Origin of the sequence: Streptomyces sulfonofaciens (assembly GCF_014656295.1) — a bacterium.
Lineage (GTDB): Bacteria > Actinomycetota > Actinomycetes > Streptomycetales > Streptomycetaceae > Streptomyces > Streptomyces sulfonofaciens.
The window spans coordinates 56,688-75,199 of sequence record NZ_BNCD01000004.1; the positions used below are offsets into that span (position 1 = coordinate 56,688).

The window sequence follows — 18,512 nt, forward strand, 5'->3', positions numbered from 1 at the left end:
CAGCAAGGAGCCTCCCCGTGCCGACCCGTCGCCGCCTTCTCGCCGTCTGTGCCGCCGCGCTCGCCATCGGACCCGTCCTTGCCGCCTGTGGCGACGGCGACGCGGCTGGCGGTGGTGGCAAGGGCGCCGAACGGGTCGGCGGCATCGACATCGGCCCGGGGCAGCACCGCATCCGGGGCCGCAGGGACGCCCGCGCGGCCGCGCTGGTGCCGGCCCCGATCCGCGCCCGTGGCACGCTGCGGCTGGGCGACAGCGCGAGCGCACTGCCGCCGCTCGGCTTCTACGCCACCGACGACAGGACCCGGATCGGCTCCGAGATCGACCTGGCGACACTGGTGGCGGACACGCTCGGCCTGGCACCGCGCTTCGAGCAGGTCTCCTGGGAGAACCTCTTCGTCGGCCTGGACAGCGGAAAGTTCGACGGGGCGCTCGCGAACGTCACCGTCACCGAGGAGCGCAAGGAGAAGTACGACTTCGCCACCTACCGGCTGGACAACATCGCCTTCGAGGCGGACAAGGACACCGCCTGGCGGGTGCGCGGGCCGCGGGACGTCGCGGGCAGGACCATCGCGGTCAGCTCCGGCACCAACCAGGAGAAGATCCTGGTCGACTGGAGCGAGGAGAACGAGAAGGCGGGCCACAAGCCGGTCGACATCCGGTACTTCCAGAAGGAGACCGACTACTACCTGGCCCTCCAGTCCGGCCGCATCGACGCCTACCTGGGGCCCAGCCCCTCCCTCGCCTACCACGTCGCGACCGCGGGCGGCACACGGATCATCGGCACGCTCTCCGGCGGCGGCCCCCGGGTGCAGGGCAAGATCGCGGTCGCCACGAGGAAGGGCAACGGTCTCGTCGACGCGTACGCCGCCGCCGTCGACCGCATCATCGCGGACGGCTCGTACGCGCGCGTGCTCGAGCGCTGGGGCCTGAGCAGCGAGGCGGTGCGCCACTCGGAGGTCAACCCGCGGGGCCTGCCGAAGCCGTGACCACCGCCCGTGGCCCAGGACGGCCCGCCGCGCGGGTCGGCTCCCCCGGCCCACCGCCGCACCGGGCGGCGGGCGCACCGGGGCCGGTGGCACTGCGGTCCGCGCCCCGGCGCGCCCGGCCGGAACCGGCGCCCGGCTCCAGGCCCGTGAGGCAAGAAGAAGGGAAGCACACACCATGACCGCAACGACCGGCAGGGGACGGCTGCTGCACCTGGCGGCCGCCGTCGACCGCCCTCGGGCGTACGACGCGGCCGCCTGCGTGGCCCTGGCCCGGCTCGCCGAGCGCGGCACCCTCGACTTCGTGACGCTCGGCGACTGCTTCGCCGGGCCCGGCCTCGACGCCCTCCAGGTGCTCGCCAGGGCCGCCCCCGCCACGCAGAGGATCGGTCTGGTGCCGACCGTGACGACCACGCACACCGAGCCGTTCCACGTCCAGGCGGCCGTGGCCACGCTGGACTGGGTCAGCAGGGGCCGGGCGGGCTGGCAGGTCGAGGTGTCCGCGACCGAGGCCCAGGCACGGCTGTTCGGCCGCCGGACCGCCGCGCCCGCCGACCGCCTCTGGCAGGAGGCGGGCGAGGTCGCGGACGTGGCGGGCCGGCTCTGGGACAGTTGGGAGGACGACGCGGAGATCCGTGACACCGCGACGGGCCGCTTCATCGACCGGGAAAAGCTGCACCACGTCGACTTCGAGGGCAGCACCTTCTCGGTGAAGGGCCCCTCGACCGTGCCCCGCCCCCCGCAGGGCCGTCCCGTGGTCGTCGTCGACGCCACGCTCCCGGCCGCCCGCGACACCGCCGCACGGTACGCCGACGTGGCCCTGCTGGGCGTCGCGTCCCGCACCGAGGCCGACGCCCTGCGCACCGAACTGCGCAACGCCGCCGGCGCCCAGGGCCGCGACCCCGGCGCGCTGCGCGTGCTGGCGTCGCTGGCGGTCGACCTGGGCGGCGGGGAGCACGCCGCGGAGCGCGGCCACGGCGGCGGCGGGCCGCGCCCCGGCCCGCACGGTCCGCTCTACCGCGGCGGCCCCGTCGACCTGGCGGAGCTGATCGCCGCCTGGTACGCCACCGGCGCCGTCGACGGCTTCCACCTCCGGCCCGTCGAACCGGGCCGCGACCTGGAGCGCCTGGTCAACGGCACGGTGGCCCTGCTCCAGCACCGCGGCCTGTTCCGCACCTTCTACCCGGGCAGCACGCTCAGGGACCACCTCGGGCTGCCCCGCCCCGCCAACCGGTACGCCCGTGCCAGGAGCGGCACATGACCTGCGGTGCGCAGGAACGGCAGCGGAGCACCCCCGGCGCCGTACGCGGCGGGGAGGGGTGCGGAGCCGGTGGCGCGAGGCGGCGCATGCATCTCGCCGCCCGCTTCCCCGGCGCCGGCACCACGGTGTGGTCGGACCCCCTCGCCGGGTCCCCGGTGGACTTCGCCTCCTTCGAGCACTTCGCCCGTACCGCCGAGCGCGGCCTGTTCGACTTCCTCCTCCTCGCGGAGGGGCTGCGGCTGCGCGAGCACCGGGGCCGCATCCACGACCCGGACGCGGTGGGCCGCCCGGACCCCCTCACGGTGCTGGCCGCGCTGGCCGCCGTCACCGACCGGATCGGCCTCGCGGCCACGGCCGGCACCACCTTCAACGAGCCCTACGAGCTGGCCCGCCGCCTCGCCTCGCTCGACCACCTCAGCGGGGGCCGGGCGGCGTGGCACGTGGCCACCTGTGCGGACTCCTTCACCGGTGAGAACTTCCGGCGCGGCGGCTTCCTGGACCGGACCGGCCTTCCGCGGGTCCCCGACCCCGCTCGGACGGGGGACACACCCCTCGCCCGCGCCGCCGAGTTCGTCCGGGCCGCCCGCCGGCTGTGGGACTCCTGGACGCCGGACGGCCGCCAGCGGCCGTTCGCGCACCGGGGCCGGCACTTCGACATCGCGGGCGGGTTCACCGTGCCCCGCTGTCCGCAGGGCAGCCCGGTCGTCATCCAGGCGGGGGACTCGCCCGAGAGCCGCGAGTCGGCGGCCTGCACCGCCGATGTGCTCCTGACCCCGCACGGACCGCTCGCGGCGGGTCGGGAGCGCTACGCCGACGTCAAGGACCGCCTCGCCCGGTACGGCAGGACGCACGAGGACCTCAAGGTGCTGTCCGGCGTGACGTTCGTACTGGGCGCGACGGCGGCCGAGGCGCGGGAGCGGGCCGCCGGGATCCGGCGCCGGCAGATCTCCCCGCGGGCGGCGATCGTCGCCATGGAGCGGGTCTGGGGCGTGGACCTCTCCTCGTGGGACCCCGACGGACCGCTGCCCGACTTCGACCCGGAGCCCGCCGGGGCCGTGTCGTGGGAGAGGTGCGGGAGCGCCGACCCGGCCGCCGTCGCGCACCGGTGGCGTGCCGTCTCCCGCGAGAAGGGCCTGTCCATCCGGGAGACCGTGATCGAGACGGCCGACCGCCCGGCGTTCGTCGGCACCCCGGAGGCGGTCGCCGCCGAACTGGACGCCTACGTGCGGCAACGCGCCTGCGACGGCTTCGTCCTGGTGCCGCACCTCGCGCCCGGCGGGCTCGACGAGTTCGTCGAGCGGGTGGTCCCACTGCTCCGGGAACGCGGCGTCCTGCGCACGCGGTACACCGGTACGACCCTGCGCTCGCACCTCGGTCTGCCCGAGCCCGCACCCGGCACCGCCCTGCCCGCCGCGGGCGCTGGCCGCACCGAGCAGGAGCAGGCAGGAACGCCCCCGTGACCACCCGCACCCCAACGGGCCCCTGGGACCGGCAGGCACGGCGGGCCCGGCGCACCGGGACGGCCACGGGCCGCACGGGCCGCTCCCGATGACCGGAACCCGCTGGACCGTGGATCATCCAGAGGGTCGACTTCCGGCCATTCCAGGGGGTTGGTCGGCCACGCCGGACGGCTCCGCCCCGGCGCTGGGGGCCACCGCGGTCGACGGCCTCGCGGTCGACGGGGCGCCGTTCGCCGGCGAACTGCCGCCGGCGGCCGACCGCGGCCCTTCCGCGGCGCGGGGTGGCGCACGTCGCGCGGCGGTTGTCCGTGCTGGTGGGAGGGGGGTCCTGGGCGGTGCGGGCGGCCGGCCCCGGCGCCCTCGCGCGTACTTCCCCCACCGGCGTCGACACCGGTGCGTACGCGGCCTGCTGCTCCGTGCCCGGACGCTGCACCCCCTACGGGAGAGCCGCACGGTGCGGGACGGCGACGCCGGCGGCCGGCAGCGCGGGCCCGGCCTCGACGGCGGACCCTCTTCGCCCTGGCAGGACACCCTGCCCGTGCCCGCTGCCCGGCGACGCCCCCGATGCGCTCGTCGCGGCGGGGGAGTGCAGGCCCGCAGGCGGCGCGGACCGGCGGCCGGCGCAGAGCGGCGCCCGCCGGAAACGGTCCTGACGAGGTGTCCGACGCCCCTGTCCCGCGTTCGCCCCGGGGGAACCCCATTGGGCTCTGCTCCGTCACACGCAGGGCTGATCGCGAAAACCCCGGTGGCGCGCGAAAAACGCAGGCAGGCCACCGGGGCGGCTCGTCGTGTGCGCGCAGACGGCCGAAAGGCGCCCTTGTGCCGGATCCCACACGAACAAATACTCCGATGAGCGCTTGTCAGGAGCACGGCGTGTTCGGAATCCGGACCAGCTCCTGGCTGCGCCTCACGGGCCCCGACCCCACGCGGGCCCCCGACTTCCCCCAGGAGGGAACGACCAGTGAGGATCAAGCGCACCACCCCCCGCAGTGGTATCGCGAGACGTACCCGCCTCCTCGCCATCGCCACTGGCATCACGGCCGCCGCCGCCTTCGCCGTCCCCGCGGCGAGCGCCGACGAGGGCCGCACCTTCAGCGCCTCGGAGCTCGCCGCGGTGAGCGACACCGTGCTGAAGGCCGACGTCGCCGGTACCGCCTGGTCGGTCGACCCGACCACCAAGCAGGTCAACGTCACCGTTGACAGCCGGGTCAGCGACGCGGACATCGCAAAGATCAAGGAGTCCGCCGGCGGCAACGCGGCGGCCCTCCACATCAAGCACACCTCGGGGACGTTCAAGCCCCTGCTGTCCGGTGGCGACACCATCCAGACCACGCAGTGGCGCTGCTCGCTCGGCTTCAACGTCCGCAGCGGCACCACGTACTACTTCCTGACCGCGGGCCACTGCACCGACGGTGCCGGCACCTGGTACAACTCCGCCGGCAGCGCGATCGGCAGCACCGCGGGCTCCAGCTTCCCGGGCAACGACTACGGCATCGTCAAGTACGCCTCCGGCGTGACGCACGACGGCACCGTGGGAAGCCAGGACATCACCAGCGCGGCCACCCCCGCCGTGGGTACGACGGTCACCCGTCGCGGCTCCACCACCGGCATCCACACCGGTCGCGTGCTCGCGCTCAACGCCACGGTCAACTACGGCGCCGACGGCATCGTGAGCGGCCTGATCGACACCAACGTCTGCGCCGAGCCCGGCGACTCCGGCGGCCCGCTGTACGGCGGCACCACGGCGTACGGCCTGACCTCCGGCGGCAGCGGCAACTGCACCTCCGGCGGCGAGACCTTCTTCCAGCCGGTCACGGAGGCGCTGAGCGCCTACGGCGTCTCGATCTACTGACCGGATCCTCACCGGTCTGCCTGATCTGCGCTGTCTGCCTGATCTGCTCCACTGATGCACCTTGATTCCACGATGGGCCCCCGCTACGCGCGTTGCGTGCGGGGGCCCATCTCTGTCTTGGACCTCCGCCGGGTCGAGTTGGCTCCATTGTTTGGCCGCAGATAGTCGATTTTCAGACAGGCACATGTATCGTCTCTCGCCAGGCGCACGGCCGACCGTGGTGTTTGCAACGGGAATCGACGTGGTGTGACCACGGTGGGTCAGCGGCTCGCCCTCATGGTTCACCCGCCGTACAGCAGTCCTGAAGTCGACCTTGTGTGCCGGCTGTACCCCTCGGAATAGTGGGTGTCACCCAGGGTGCGGACGCGGCTTCAAGCCGTTTGTCGGGTCTGTACCCGAACGCCTTCAGGTCTTGGGACCCCACTTCCCTGACCGACCCCCCACAGGAGGACGTGAGTTGAACCACCGACGCATATCAGGGCGGCGTGCCGCCATCGCCGGCGCGGGTGTCGCCGCACTGGTGATCGCGGGAGTCTCCTTCCAGACTGCGAACGCAAGCACGAACACCCCCACTGCAACCCCCGACATCCTCTCGGTGGCCAAGGCCGGAAAGCTCGCCTCGTCGCTGACCTCGGACCTCGGCAAGGACGCCGCCGGCACGTACTACGACGCCAGCGGCAAGAACCTCGTTGTCAACGTCCTGAACGAGTCCGCGGCCCGCGCCGTCGAGTCGGCAGGCGCCAAGGCGAAGATAGTCAAGTACTCCCTCGCCGAGCTGAGGAGCGCGGGCGACACCCTCAAGGCGCACAGCACCGCCGGCACCTCCTGGGTGATCGACCCGACCACCAACAAGCTCGTCGTCACGGCGGACCGCACGGTCACGGGCGACAAGCTGGACAAGCTCACCCAGACGGTCAAGAGCCTCGGTGGCACCGCCGAGCTCAAGCGCACCAAGGGTGAGTTCAAGCCCTTCATCGCGGGCGGCGACGCCATCAGCGACCCGTCCATCGGCCGCTGCTCCCTCGGCTTCAACGTCGTCAAGGACGGTGAGCCGTACTTCATCACCGCCGGTCACTGCACCGAGGAGATCACCACCTGGTCGGACTCCGACGGCAACGTGATCGGGGAGAACGCCGACTCCGACTTCCCGGGCAACGACTTCGGCCTGGTGAAGTACACGGCGGACGTCGACCACCCGAGCGAGGTCGACCTCTACAACGGCAGCTCGCAGGCCATCACCAAGGCCGGCGACGCCACCGTCGGGGAGAAGGTCCAGCGCAGCGGCTCGACCACCCAGGTGCACGACGGCACGGTCACCGGTCTGGACGCCACGGTCGACTACGGCAACGGTGACGTCGTGGAGGGCCTGATCCAGACCGATGTGTGCGCCGAGCCCGGCGACAGCGGCGGCTCGCTCTTCGACGGTGAGACCGCGCTGGGCCTGACCTCGGGCGGCAGCGGCGACTGCACCTCCGGCGGGGAGACCTTCTTCCAGCCGGTGCCCGAGGCGCTGTCCACCTTCGGGGCCGAGATCGGCTGAACCGGCTGAGGCCGCCGGGCGCGCACGGCGACCACCTGCCGAACCCTGAAGGGGCCGGTCCGTCTGTGACGGACCGGCCCTTTTTGCTGCCCTGACCTGCGTATGTCACCGCTCGCCCGGGTAGCTGACGTCACTCCCGCCGGATCGTACGTACGTTCGATGTTGGTCTATGGTGGGGACGAGGGGGAGCGAGTGGATCGGATCGGAGGTGCGTGTGCCGGGCTTCACGCATCTGCATGTCGCGTCCGGTTTCTCCCAGCGATACGGGGCCTCGCACCCGGAGCGGCTGGCCGAGCGTGCCGCGGAGCGGGGCATGGACGCCCTCGCCCTCACCGACCGGGACACCCTCGCGGGTGCGGTCCGCTTCGGGCGGGCGTGCGAGGCGGCCGGGGTGCGCCCGCTCTTCGGGGTGGAGCTCGCGGTGGCCGAACAGGACCGCATGGAACAGACCAGTATCGGGCAGAGCGGTACATCCAAGCCTGATTACCGGCATATTTCCCATCCTGGGGCATTGCGTGGCGGTGATACGGCCAGGGGCCGGGGCCAGGGCCAAGGGGGAGCGGGGGTGCGGCGCGCCCCGGTGCGGGGCGGCGCCTTCCTCGACGAGTCGGCGCCCCGGGTCACCTTCCTCGCCCGCGCGGGTGCCCTCGGCTGGGGCGAACTGTGCCGGCTGGTCACCGCCGCGCACCGCTCCGGCGGTGAACCCGTGCTCGACTGGTCCGAGCTGCCCGCCGAGGGTCTGACCGTGCTGCTCGGACCCGCCTCCGACGTGGGCCGCGCACTGGCCGCCGGCCGCCCCGACCGCGCCGCCCGCCTCCTCGGCCCCTGGCGGGAGGTCTACGGCGACGCGCTGCGCCTGGAAGCCGTCTGGCACGGCAGGGACGGCGCGGGCCCCGGGTCCCTGCGGCTCGCCGCCCGTACCGTCGGCTTCGCCGCGGAGCAGGGCGTGCGCCCCGTGCTGAGCAACGCCGTGCGCTACGCCGACCCGGGTACGGGCCCGGTCGCGGACGTGCTCGACGCGGCCCGCCGGCTGGTCCCGATCGACCCGCGCAGGGAACTGGACGGCGGGGAACGCTGGCTCAAGGGCCCCGCGGAGATGCTGGCCGCCGCTGAACGCGTCGTCACGGCCGCGGGCTACCGCCCCGAGGCCGCGCGGCATCTGCTCGAACAGACTCGGGCGGTGGCCGCGGCGTGCCGGGTCGATCCCGAGGCGGACCTCGGCATCGGCTCCGTGCACTTTCCCGAGCCCCGGCTCGTCGGCGCCGGGCGGCGCACCGCCCAGCGCGTGCTGGCCTCCCGCGCCGCCGCGGGCATGGTGCTGCGCGGCTACGACCGCCGTCCCGACGCCCGCGCCTACTGGGAGCGCATGCACCACGAGCTGGACATCATCGCCCACCACGGCTTCGCCTCGTACTTCCTCACCGTGGCGCAGGTCGTCGACGACGTGCGCCAGATGGGCATCCGGGTGGCGGCACGGGGGTCCGGCGCGGGCTCGCTCGTCAACCACCTGCTCGGCATCGCGGGCGCCGACCCGGTCGAGCAGCACCTGCTGATGGAGCGGTTCCTGTCCAAACGGAGGTCCGTGCTGCCCGACATCGACATCGACGTGGAGTCCGCGCGCCGCCTGGAGGTCTACCGCAGGATCATCGACCGGTTCGGCACCGAGCGGGTGGCGACCGTCTCCATGCCCGAGACCTACCGGGTGCGCCATGCGATCCGCGACGTGGGCGCGGCGCTCTCGATGGACCCCGCGGACATCGACCGGATCGCCAAGTCCTTCCCGCACATCCGCGCCCGCGACGCGCGCGCCGCCCTGGCGGAGCTGCCCGAGCTGCACGGGCTGGCCGAGGAGCAGCGCCACGACGGCGAACGCCGCGGAGGCGGTGGGCGGTACGGGCGGTTCTGGGAGCTGGTCGAGGCGCTGGACGCGCTGCCCCGCGGGATCGCCATGCATCCGTGCGGGGTGCTCCTCTCGGACGCCTCGCTGCTCTCCCGCACGCCGGTGGTGCCGACCAGCGGCGAGGGCTTCCCGATGTCCCAGTTCGACAAGGACGACGTGGAGGAGCTGGGCCTGCTCAAGCTCGACGTGCTGGGCGTGCGGATGCAGTCGGCGATGGCGCACGCGGTCGCGGAGGTCGAGCGCACCACCGGCGAGCGGGTCGACCTGGACGCGGTCGCCGCGGAGGGAGCGCGCGGCCCGGGCGATGAAGAAACGTATCGTCTCATCCGTTCGGCGGAGACGCTGGGCTGCTTCCAGATCGAGTCCCCGGGCCAGCGCGACCTCGTCGGGCGGCTGCAGCCCGCGACGTTCCACGATCTCGTCGTCGACATCTCGCTCTTCCGCCCCGGTCCGGTCGCGGCCGACATGGTCCGCCCGTTCATCGAGGCCAGGCACGGCCGCACCCCGGTCCGCTACCCCCACCCGGATCTGGCGGCACCGCTGGAGGAGACCTGCGGGGTGGTGGTCTTCCACGAGCAGATCATCGAGATGGTGCACATCATGACCGGCTGCGGCCGCGACGAGGCCGACCGGGTGCGCAGGGGGCTCTCCGACCCCGAGTCGCAGGCGAGGATCCGGGTGTGGTTCGCCGGGCAGGCGGCCGCGAAGGGATACGGCGCCGAGACCGTCGCCCGGGCCTGGGAGATCATCGAGGCCTTCGGCTCGTACGGCTTCTGCAAGGCGCACGCCGTCGCCTTCGCCGTGCCGACCTACCAGTCCGCCTGGCTGAAGGCTCACCACCCGGCCGCCTTCTACGCGGGCCTGCTCACCCATGACCCGGGGATGTACCCGAAGCGGCTGCTGCTCGCGGACGCGCGGCGGCGCGGGGTGCCGGTGCTGCCGCTGGACGTGAACCACTCGGCGGTCGATCATCATATCGAACTGGTGTCTGGTTCCGAGGGGTTGGACGGTGCCCCGGACCCGGGGCCCGGACGGTGGGGGCTCAGGCTGGGGTTCAGCGATGTGCACGGCATCAGCGAGGCCGAGGCGGCGCGGATCGCGGACGGGCAGCCGTACGCCTCACTGCTGGACTTCTGGGAACGCGCGAGGCCCAGCAAGCCGGTCGCGGAACGGCTTGCGCAGGTCGGCGCGCTGGACGCGTTCGGTGCCAACCGCCGTGACCTGCAACTGCACCTGGCGGAGCTGCACCGGGGCGCGCGCGGCGGGTACGGGGCGCAGCTCCCGCTCGCCGGCGGGCGGAGGACCGCGGGGGCAGGCCTGCCCGACCTGGGGGACGCGGAACGGCTCAGCGCCGAGCTGGGCGTGCTCGGCATGGACGTCTCCCATCATCTGATGGACGGCCACGCCGGGTTCCTCGCGGAGCTCGGCGTCCTGTCGGCGCGGCGGCTGCGCTCGGCGCGGCACGGTGAGACGGTCCTGGTCGCGGGCGCGAAGGCGGCCACCCAGACGCCGCCGATCCGGTCCGGCAAGCGGGTCATCTTCACCACGCTGGACGACGGTACGGGCCTGGTCGACCTCGCCTTCTTCGACGACGCCCACGCCGCCTGCGCCCACACCGTCTTCCACTCCTGGCTGCTGCTGGTGCGCGGGGTGGTGCAGCGCCGCGGGCCGCGCAGCCTCAGTGTGGTCGGCGCCGCGGCCTGGGACCTCGCCGAGCTGGTGGAGCTGCGGGCGGAGGGCGGCCTCGACGCGGTGGCGGCGCGGCTGGCCGAGCCTGCGGAGCCGGCCGGGGCCACCGCGGAGGACCGCGCCGGCACCGGGGAACCAGGCGCCGAGGGGGCCGGCGCCGAGGAGTCCGGCGGCACGGACGGCGCGGGCGGCCGCCGCATCCGAATGGCCACCGGCTACGAGATGCACCCCTGGGCGGACCTCCGTCCGGCGGGCGAGGGCACCAAGCCGAGGAGGAAGCTCTGGCACCAGAGTCCGGGGAGCGCGGGATGACAGCGGGCGGGGCGGAGCACGGCGGCCCGGGGCAGGAAGAGGGCCCGGCGTCGGCCCATGGTCCGGGTGGCGGGCACCGGCCGGGCGGGCGGCCGGCCGGTCGGCACGGCAGCTCCGCGGCGGACGGCTCGGAGGGCGGTGCGCCGGGGGCGGGCGGTGCGCCCGGGGCCGGTGGGGCCCGGGCGGCCGGGGCGCGTGGGGGCGCGGTGGGGGAAACCGGCGCCGACGTGCTCTGCGTGCGCCTTGTGGCACCGGAGGCCGACGCCCTGTCCAGGCTGCTGGGTCTGCTCGGTGAGCTCACGCCCGTCGTCCAGGCGGTGCCGCCCGACGGCGCCCTCGCCGATCTCGGCGGCGCGGTCCGCTACTTCGGGCGCGACGCGGTGGAGCTGGCCTCCGTGCTGCGCGTCCGCGCCCTCGCCCGGCACGGCGTGGACTGCACGATCGGTGTCGGGTCCGGGCCGATGGCGGCCAGGGCCGCGGCACGTGCCGCTGCGCCGGGTACCACCCTGGCCGTGCCCGGAGGGCGGGAGGCCGTCGCGGCGTTCCTCGCCGACCGGCCCGTCACGGCCGTTCCCGGCGTGGGCTCCGCGACCGCGCGCACCCTGGCCGCGTACGGACTCCACACCGTCGGCAGTGTCGCCGCCGCACCGCTGCCGACCGTGCAACGGCTCATCGGCGCGCGCGCCGGGCGTGAGGTGCATGAGAAGGCGCGGGGCATCGACCGCACCCGGGTGGTGCCGAACGCCGCTGCCCGCTCGGTGGGCGCGGAGCGCGCCTTCGACCGGGACGAGCTCGACCGGTATCTGCACCGCCGCGCGCTGCTCTCGCTCACCGCGGAGCTGGGCGCCCGGCTGCGCGCCGAGGGCCAGGTGTGCCGTGCGCTGACGCTCACCGTGCGCTGCGCGGACCGGACGGGACGCGCGATCACCCGGAGCCGGACGCTTCCGGAGCCGACCGCGCACTCGCCGGCACTGACCGCCACCGCCTACCGGATGTACGACGCACTGGGCCTGCAACGGGCCCGGGTGCGTGCGATCGCGTTGCGTGCCGAGGGCCTCGGCGCGGCCGGACACGCCGCTCGTCAGCTCTCCTTCGACCCCGCGGACGACAAGGCCCGCCGGCTTGAGGAGGCCGCCGACCGGGCCCGTGCGAGGTTCGGTCCGCAGGCGGTCGTCCGGGGGACCCTGGCCGCGTAACCCGCCGGGGGCGGGTGGATCCCGGCCCCGGCGGCCCCGTGGACCGCGGTCCCGCAGGTGCCGTCCGCGCGGGCGCCGTTCCCGCGGGGTCCCGGGGGCCCCGGTCTCCGTATGCAGGGAAGCACCGTACGGCTCCCGTACCACTCCTGACGGCAGCTCGACATTTTTTACTGACGCGTAACTTCCGTTCCTTTGCTACTCGCGCGTAAGTTGACTGAAGCGTCGCTACTCCCGTGGTCCGGATCACAGGGCACCCCCCACGCACCTCCCTCTGAGCCGCAAGGAGATCGCACGATGCTGCCCTGGAAAAGGCTGTTCCGGCCGCTGGCCGCGGCACTGCTGCCGGCCGCCGCACTCGCCGCGTTCACCCCCCTGGCCCCGCTCACCGCACAGCCCGCCGCGGCCGCACCCGCCGCGGGTGCAGCCGCCGGCGGCTGGAACGACTACTCGTGCAAGCCGTCCGCCGCCCACCCGAGGCCCGTCGTCCTGGTGCACGGCACCTTCGCGAACTCCGTCGACAACTGGCTCGTCCTCGCCCCCTACCTGGCCGGCCGCGGCTACTGCGTCTACTCGTTCGACTACGGCAGGCTGCCCGGTGTACCGGCCCTGGGCGGTCTCGGCCCCGTCGACGGCTCGGCAGGGCAACTCGCCGCCTTCGTCGACAAGGTGCTCGCCGCGACCGGCGCGGCCAAGGCCGATGTCGTCGGCCACTCGCAGGGCGGCATGATGCCCCGCTACTACCTCAAGTTCCTCGGCGGAGCGCAGAAGGTGAACGCTCTCGTCGGCATCGCACCCAGCAACCACGGCACCACGCTCTCCGGACTCGCCGCACTGCTGCCGTACTTCCCCGGTGCCGGGGACCTGCTGAACACGGCCACGCCCGGGGTGGCCGACCAGATGGCCGGCTCCGACTTCCTCAACCGGCTCAACGCGGGCGGCGACACCGTGCCGGGCGTCCACTACACCGTCATCGCCACCCGCTACGACGAGGTCGTCACGCCCTACCGCTCCCAGTTCCTGACCGGGCCCGACGTCCACAACGTGGTGCTCCAGGACCTGTGCGCGGCCGATCCGTCGGAGCACGTGGCGATCGGTACGGTCGACCTCGTCGCCGCGCACGAGGTCGCCAACGCGCTCGATCCCGCCCATGCCGTGCCGACCACCTGCTGATCGGGCCGGCTGAGGTCCGCGGACGCCGGACGGGCGTCGGGCGGTGCCGGCTCAGCCCACCCAGCGGTACCGTCGCTCCGGGCGGCCCGTGCCGCCGTAGCGGAGGGTGACCTCGGCCCGCCCGGTGTCCGTGAAGTACTCCAGGTACCGCCGGGCGCTGACCCGCGACAGCGCGCCGTGCTCGGCGCACTCCGATGCGGACAGGCCCGCGGGATGGTTGCGCAGCGTGCGCTCCACCAGGCCGGCGGTGTGGGCGGCGAGGCCCTTCGGCAGGCCCTGCGAGCCGGGTGGGCGCGGGCCGAAGATCTGGTCCACGTCCTCCTGGCGCGCCTCTCGGAGCCCTTCGAGGCGGGCCCGCAGCGCGGCCACGTGCCGCAACTGCTCCTGGAGCGCGGCCTGGTTGAACGGCTTGATCAGGTAGTGCAGCGCCCCCGCGCGCGCCGCCGCCCGCACCATCCCCGCGTCCCGTGCCGCGGTGATGAACAGCGCGTCCACGGGCGGCCGCGACGGGTCGCGCTCCTCGGCCGCGCGCAGTTCGCGCAGCACCTGGATGCCGTCCATGTCGGGCAGGTACACATCGAGCAGCAGCAGATCGGGCCGGAGCCGCTCCACCGCGCGCAGCGCCTGCGCGCCGCTGTGCGCCACCCCGACCACCGTGCAGCCGGCCACGGCGGACACATACCGGCCGTGCAGCTTGGCGACCATGAAGTCGTCGTCCACGACCAGCACTTTCGTCATCGCCGCCAGGCTAGGGCGCGACCACAACGACCACAACGTTCCTTGCTTGCGGAAGGGAGACAGCTTGTTAACGCACGGGCAACATGTGGGCCACCTCGCCGATGAGCCGACCGGTGGCGGCACAGGGTCCGCGTCCCCCGCGCGCCGCTTCGGGGTGGGCGCGGGGGCTCGCGGCACCCCCGCCGACCACCGCCGGCGGCTCCTCGCCCGGCTGCCGACCGGGCGGCTGACGCCGCGCACCTGCGGGAGCGCGGTGCGGGCCGGTGGCACAGCGTCCCCGGCGGCCGGATGCCGTGAGGCCCGGCCGCCGGGTGGCATCCCTTCCGTCGGCCCGGTCGGCCCGGTCGGCCCGGTCGGCGCGGGAGGGCGGGCCCCGCCGTGCCCCGCCGCCGTGCCGGCCCCGCCGCGGCCGTACGGTGCAGTCATGACCGAGTCCGACGAGATCCGCAGGGCCACGCCCGACGACGTGAGCGCCGTGCGGGACGTCACCGAGGCCGCCTACCGCCCGTACGTGCCACGCATCGGACTGCTGCCGGGCCCGATGCGTGCCGACCACGCGGCGGACGTGGCCGCGGGGCGGGTGTTCGTCACCGGTGAGCCGGTCGTGGGGCTCGTGGTCGTCGTCCCGTTCGAGGACCACGTCCTGCTGGAGAGCGTCGCGGTCCGTCCGGACGCACACGGCCGGGGCGTCGGCCGCCGGCTGCTCGCCTTCGTGGAGGCGTACGCCCGGGGCCTCGGCCGTTGTGAGATCAGGCTCTACACGCACGCGAAGATGTGGGAGAACCGCCGGTTCTACCCGCGCTACGGCTACGAGCAGGTGGAGCGGCGCGACGACGGGACGTACGACCGCGTGTACTACCGCAAGCGGCTCGCGGGCACCTGATCGGAAGGGCGGTCGCACGCCCCCGGGTGCAACCGGGCGCCTCTCCGGCCCGCGGCGGCCCGCCGCGGGCGGTGCGTGCCGCGGCGGGCCGTCTGCTAGCGGTGTCCGGTGCCGCGCACGGGACCGCCCGGCACCTCGGAGTCGGGCCACCAGGTCCTGAGGATGTCCCTGCGGACCTCGGGGCGTTCCTGGCCAGGCTCGTCGGCTTCGTCGTTCGTTCGGCGTGCGCCCGGCCTGATGGGCGTCTTGCGTAGGTTCACACGGCGCATGACGGCCTCCTTGCGTCTACCGGGTTCCGCGTTCGTACGGAGGTAGACCCGTGGACGGAGGCTTCCTCATCGCCTCTGCTTTGTCAGTGGCGACTATCACGTTTCACGGCGCGTCTCACATCCTGGACGACTCCCGTGTGACCAGGGGGGTCCGACGCTGGGCAGACGCAGGGGATCCATGGGTGCCGACCGTGCCGAGGAGGTGCGGGCAGGGGCTTTTTTGACCGAGACTCACCCAGGTGGCCAGATCTGGCTGACGGCTGCCGATGACGCTCGGGTTGGTGCGGCTGCTTCACGGCGTGGCGGGCGTGGCGGGTGCGGTCGGCGGGCGACCGGGGCCCGGGCCCGGGCCCGGGGATCAGCGCAGTTCGCGGACGTACCTGACCTCCGTGGCCGCGATCCGGTAGCCGCACCACTTGTTGACGGCCAGCATGGGGCCGTTGTCCGCGTCGTTGCCGGTGAGCGCCTGGGTGCAGCCGGCGGCCCGGGCGCGGTGCAGGGCGTCGTTCTTGCAGAGCTTCGCGAGGCCGCGACCGCGGAAATCGCGGGCGGTGCCCGTCATCATGGTGCCGTAGCGCGCGCCGTCCCTGCGGCCCAGGGTGAAGGCCGCGGGCCGGCCGTCCACCACGGCGACCGTGGTCAGTTCGGGACTGCTCAGGGGATGGCGCCAGGTGTCCGCGAGCCACTGCTCGTACTGCGTGAACTGCATGTCGACGTCACTGGGCTCGTCGAGGATCGTCTCGGCGTCCAGATCGAAGACCGGGCGCGGGTCGGCACCGAAGTCCGTGCCCGGGCGCAGCTCCACACCGGGCGGGAGAGGCCCCCGCGGGGGCAGGTCGCCGCCGCCGAGGTCCAGGCTCAGGAAGCGCGACGCGCGGCGGGCCCGGTAGCCGCGCCGCTCCGCGAACGCCCGGTTGGCCGGCTCGTCGAGCACCCAGGTGTAGAGCGTGTCGACGCCGCGGGCCGCCAGGTGCTCCTCGGCCATCCGCAGCAGGGCGGAGCCCGCGCCGCGGCCCCGCTGGTCCGGGTGGACGTAGACGTTGGCGTTTCCGATGCCCGGCTCCGGGCTGTCCCAGGCGACCCCGACCGTGGCCGAACCGATGACCTCGCCGTCCACCTCGGCCGTCAGTGCCTTGAAGTGGGCGCCCGGGTGGGCGTGCAGCACGTCGTACGCGACGGACTCGGGAGTGAAGATGATGTGCGGTATCGCCGCGTGCCTGACCCTGACGAAGGCCTCGGTGTCCGAACGGTGCTCGGGCCGCACGGCCCGGACGATGACAGTCATGGAGCGGCACGGTACGCGTGCGGCGGGCCTGGGTGCCTCCTTATTTTCCGCGGTGCGGGACAATCGCCCCGTGACACTGAGGATCGGCATCGAGGACGGCGGGGCGCCCCCGTACGAGCAACTGCGCGCCCAGATCTCCGAGCAGGCCCGCTCCGGGGCGCTGCCCGTGGGCTACAAGCTGCCCACGGTCCGGGGGCTCGCCGAGTCGCTGGGACTCGCCGCGAACACCGTGGCCAAGGCGTACCGCGTCCTGGAGGCGGACGGCGTGATCGAGACACACGGCCGGCACGGGACGTTCGTGGCGGCGGCCGGTGGCGCGGCGCAGAAGGAGGGGGCGGCGGCGGCCCTGTCGTACGCGGAACGGGCGCGGCGGCTCGGGCTCGCCGAGGCCGACGCGCTGGCCCTGGTCCGCGATGCACTGCGTGCCTCCTATGGCGGGGGGTAGCCCCGTCCGGCGCTCTCCCGCCGTGGGGGCGCATGCGGCGGCGCGCGGGCCCGCGGTTCGCCGCCGAAGCCGTGGGGCGACCGGCCGGTGGGCGCTCCGCGGTCCTACAGGTACAGGCCCGCCTCCGTGCCGCCGCGGGGGTCGGGGACCGAGGGCGGCACCGTGCCGCGGCGCAGGGCGTACAGCTCGGCGAGGGTGGCGCCCTCGCGGCCGACGCCGTCCTCCGTGCCGAGCCAGGCCACCGACTCCGCCCGGGTGAGGGGGCCCACCTCGATACGGGCGAGACAGCGCCCGGGCCGCACCACCGCCGGATGCAGGCGCTCCAGGTCCTCGTTGGTGGTGACGCCCACGAGGACGTTGCGGCCCTGGCCGAGCAGACCGTCCGTCAGGTTCAGCAGGCGGGACAGCGCCTGTCCGGCCGTGTGCTTCGCCTCGCCGCGGATCAGTTCGTCGCAGTCCTCCAGGAGCAGCAGCCGCCAGCGCCCCTTGGCCGTGCCGTCGTCCTCGCCGATGGCGATGTCCATCAGATAGCCGACGTCGGAGAACAGCCGCTCCGGGTCGAGCACGCAGTCCACCTGGCACCAGTCGCGCCAGGAGCGCGCGAGCGTGCGCAGCGCCGAGGTCTTGCCGGTGCCCGGCGGCCCGTGCAGCAGCAGCAGGCGCCCCGCGATGTCCTCGGGCGTGGTCTTCATCAGGTCGTCCATCGCCGCGGCGACCGGCGCCGTGTAGTTCTGCCGCACCTCCTCCCAGGTGCCCGCCGAGATCTGACGGGTGGTGCGGTGCGGGCCGCGCCGCGGCGAGACGTACCAGAACCCCATGGTGACGTTCTCCGGCTGGGGCTCGGGCTCGTCCTGCGCGCCGTCCGTGGCCTGCTTCAGGATGCGCTCGGCGAGTTCGGGAGCGGTCGCGGTCACGGTCACGTCGGCGCCGCGGTTCCAGCGCGAGACGAGGAGGGTCCAGCCGTCGCCCGCGACGAGCGTGGCGCTGCGGTCGTCGTCCCGGGAGGCGCGCAGCACGGTGCCGTCCGGCGGGATCAGGGTGGCGCCCGCGCGCACGCGGTCTATGTTCACGCCGTGCGCGTACGGCTGCTCGCCCGTGGTGAAGCGGCCGAGGAACAGCGCGTCGACGACGTCCGTGGGGGAGTCGCTGTCGTCGACCGTGAGCCGGATCGGCAGGGCGTCGTGTGGGTTCGGGGGCATGCCGCCATGATCCGCCACACCTGAGTCCCGTGCATCCGGGTTTCCGAGGTGCGTCCGTGAAACGCTGATTCCTTCCTGATGTCGCTGTCGTTCCCTCCGTCACCCTTTCGCGGGCCTTTCTCCAGTGGCCGGGGCGCACGGCTCCGTCGGGCGCCCGCCGGCCCGGCCCGCCGGCGCCGCGGTGCCGGCCCGGCTCGCCGCCGTGTGGCAGCCGGCCGCGACGGAGTCGCCGATTCGGGGGAGTCGGCGGCGTGCGGAGGATAGGTCCGACACACGGCGGGGAAAGGATTGACATGTACTCGCGGGCCATCCGCGGTCCGTGTGCCGCGA

14 protein-coding genes are annotated in these 18,512 nt (G+C 74.1%); 10 read left to right on the top strand and 4 right to left on the bottom strand.

What is annotated here, in order from left to right:
- The first annotated feature begins 17 nt into the window (after nt 1-17).
- The 8 genes from IE313_RS08360 to IE313_RS08395 all read left to right on the top strand — a co-directional run bounded on the left by IE313_RS08360 (nt 18) and on the right by IE313_RS08395 (nt 13,363).
- On the top strand, nt 18-986 hold the full coding sequence (locus IE313_RS08360; protein WP_189930335.1) for an ABC transporter substrate-binding protein: 969 nt from the start codon (nt 18-20) through the stop codon (nt 984-986).
- 175 nt (nt 987-1,161) lie between these two features.
- Entirely contained in the window at nt 1,162-2,244 is a 1,083-nt protein-coding gene (locus IE313_RS08365; protein WP_189930336.1) for an LLM class flavin-dependent oxidoreductase, read from the top strand.
- A gap of 86 nt (nt 2,245-2,330) precedes the next feature.
- Complete coding sequence (locus IE313_RS08370) at nt 2,331-3,704, top strand: NtaA/DmoA family FMN-dependent monooxygenase (protein WP_229924477.1); 1,374 nt, start codon at nt 2,331-2,333, stop codon at nt 3,702-3,704.
- A gap of 961 nt (nt 3,705-4,665) precedes the next feature.
- Nucleotides 4,666-5,556 (top strand): S1 family peptidase, encoded by an 891-nt coding sequence (locus tag IE313_RS08375; RefSeq protein WP_189930338.1) that lies wholly within the window; start codon nt 4,666-4,668, stop codon nt 5,554-5,556.
- Nucleotides 5,557-6,013: 457 nt separating this feature from the next.
- On the top strand, nt 6,014-7,096 hold the full coding sequence (locus IE313_RS08380) for a S1 family peptidase (RefSeq protein ID WP_189930339.1): 1,083 nt from the start codon (nt 6,014-6,016) through the stop codon (nt 7,094-7,096).
- A gap of 214 nt (nt 7,097-7,310) precedes the next feature.
- Nucleotides 7,311-10,997, top strand: a complete 3,687-nt coding sequence (locus IE313_RS08385) for a DNA polymerase III subunit alpha (RefSeq protein ID WP_189930340.1) — start codon at nt 7,311-7,313, stop codon at nt 10,995-10,997.
- A 206-nt stretch (nt 10,998-11,203) separates the two neighbouring features.
- Nucleotides 11,204-12,193 (top strand): DNA polymerase Y family protein, encoded by a 990-nt coding sequence (locus IE313_RS08390; protein WP_308439151.1) that lies wholly within the window; start codon nt 11,204-11,206, stop codon nt 12,191-12,193.
- 294 nt (nt 12,194-12,487) lie between these two features.
- Nucleotides 12,488-13,363 carry an esterase/lipase family protein gene (locus IE313_RS08395; RefSeq protein WP_189930342.1) on the top strand — a complete coding sequence of 292 codons (876 nt, stop codon included), beginning with the start codon at nt 12,488-12,490 and terminating at the stop codon, nt 13,361-13,363.
- Between the two features lie 51 nt (nt 13,364-13,414).
- Here the strand turns inward: IE313_RS08395 and IE313_RS08400 are convergent, their stop codons facing one another.
- Complete coding sequence (locus tag IE313_RS08400) at nt 13,415-14,101, bottom strand: response regulator (RefSeq protein ID WP_189930343.1); 687 nt, start codon at nt 14,099-14,101, stop codon at nt 13,415-13,417.
- 424 nt (nt 14,102-14,525) lie between these two features.
- On the opposite strand from IE313_RS08400, the gene IE313_RS08405 reads away from it, so the two are divergent.
- Complete coding sequence (locus tag IE313_RS08405) at nt 14,526-14,984, top strand: GNAT family N-acetyltransferase (RefSeq protein ID WP_189930344.1); 459 nt, start codon at nt 14,526-14,528, stop codon at nt 14,982-14,984.
- Nucleotides 14,985-15,079: 95 nt separating this feature from the next.
- On the opposite strand, the gene IE313_RS08410 is transcribed toward IE313_RS08405, so the two are convergent.
- Both IE313_RS08410 and IE313_RS08415 read right to left on the bottom strand, forming a co-directional pair.
- The gene (locus tag IE313_RS08410; RefSeq protein ID WP_189930345.1) at nt 15,080-15,253 is read right to left on the bottom strand and encodes a hypothetical protein; all 174 of its coding nucleotides are present in this window, start codon (nt 15,251-15,253) and stop codon (nt 15,080-15,082) included.
- 358 nt (nt 15,254-15,611) lie between these two features.
- Nucleotides 15,612-16,538, bottom strand: coding sequence for a GNAT family N-acetyltransferase (locus IE313_RS08415; RefSeq protein ID WP_189930346.1), 927 nt, complete (start codon nt 16,536-16,538; stop codon nt 15,612-15,614).
- 70 nt (nt 16,539-16,608) lie between these two features.
- Between IE313_RS08415 and IE313_RS08420 the strand changes: the two genes are divergently transcribed.
- Nucleotides 16,609-16,983, top strand: a complete 375-nt coding sequence (locus IE313_RS08420; RefSeq protein WP_189930347.1) for a GntR family transcriptional regulator — start codon at nt 16,609-16,611, stop codon at nt 16,981-16,983.
- A 104-nt stretch (nt 16,984-17,087) separates the two neighbouring features.
- Here the strand turns inward: IE313_RS08420 and IE313_RS08425 are convergent, their stop codons facing one another.
- A complete protein-coding gene (locus IE313_RS08425; protein WP_189930348.1) occupies nt 17,088-18,182 on the bottom strand; it encodes a DUF5925 domain-containing protein in 1,095 nt (364 codons plus the stop codon).
- Nucleotides 18,183-18,512: the final 330 nt, after the last annotated feature.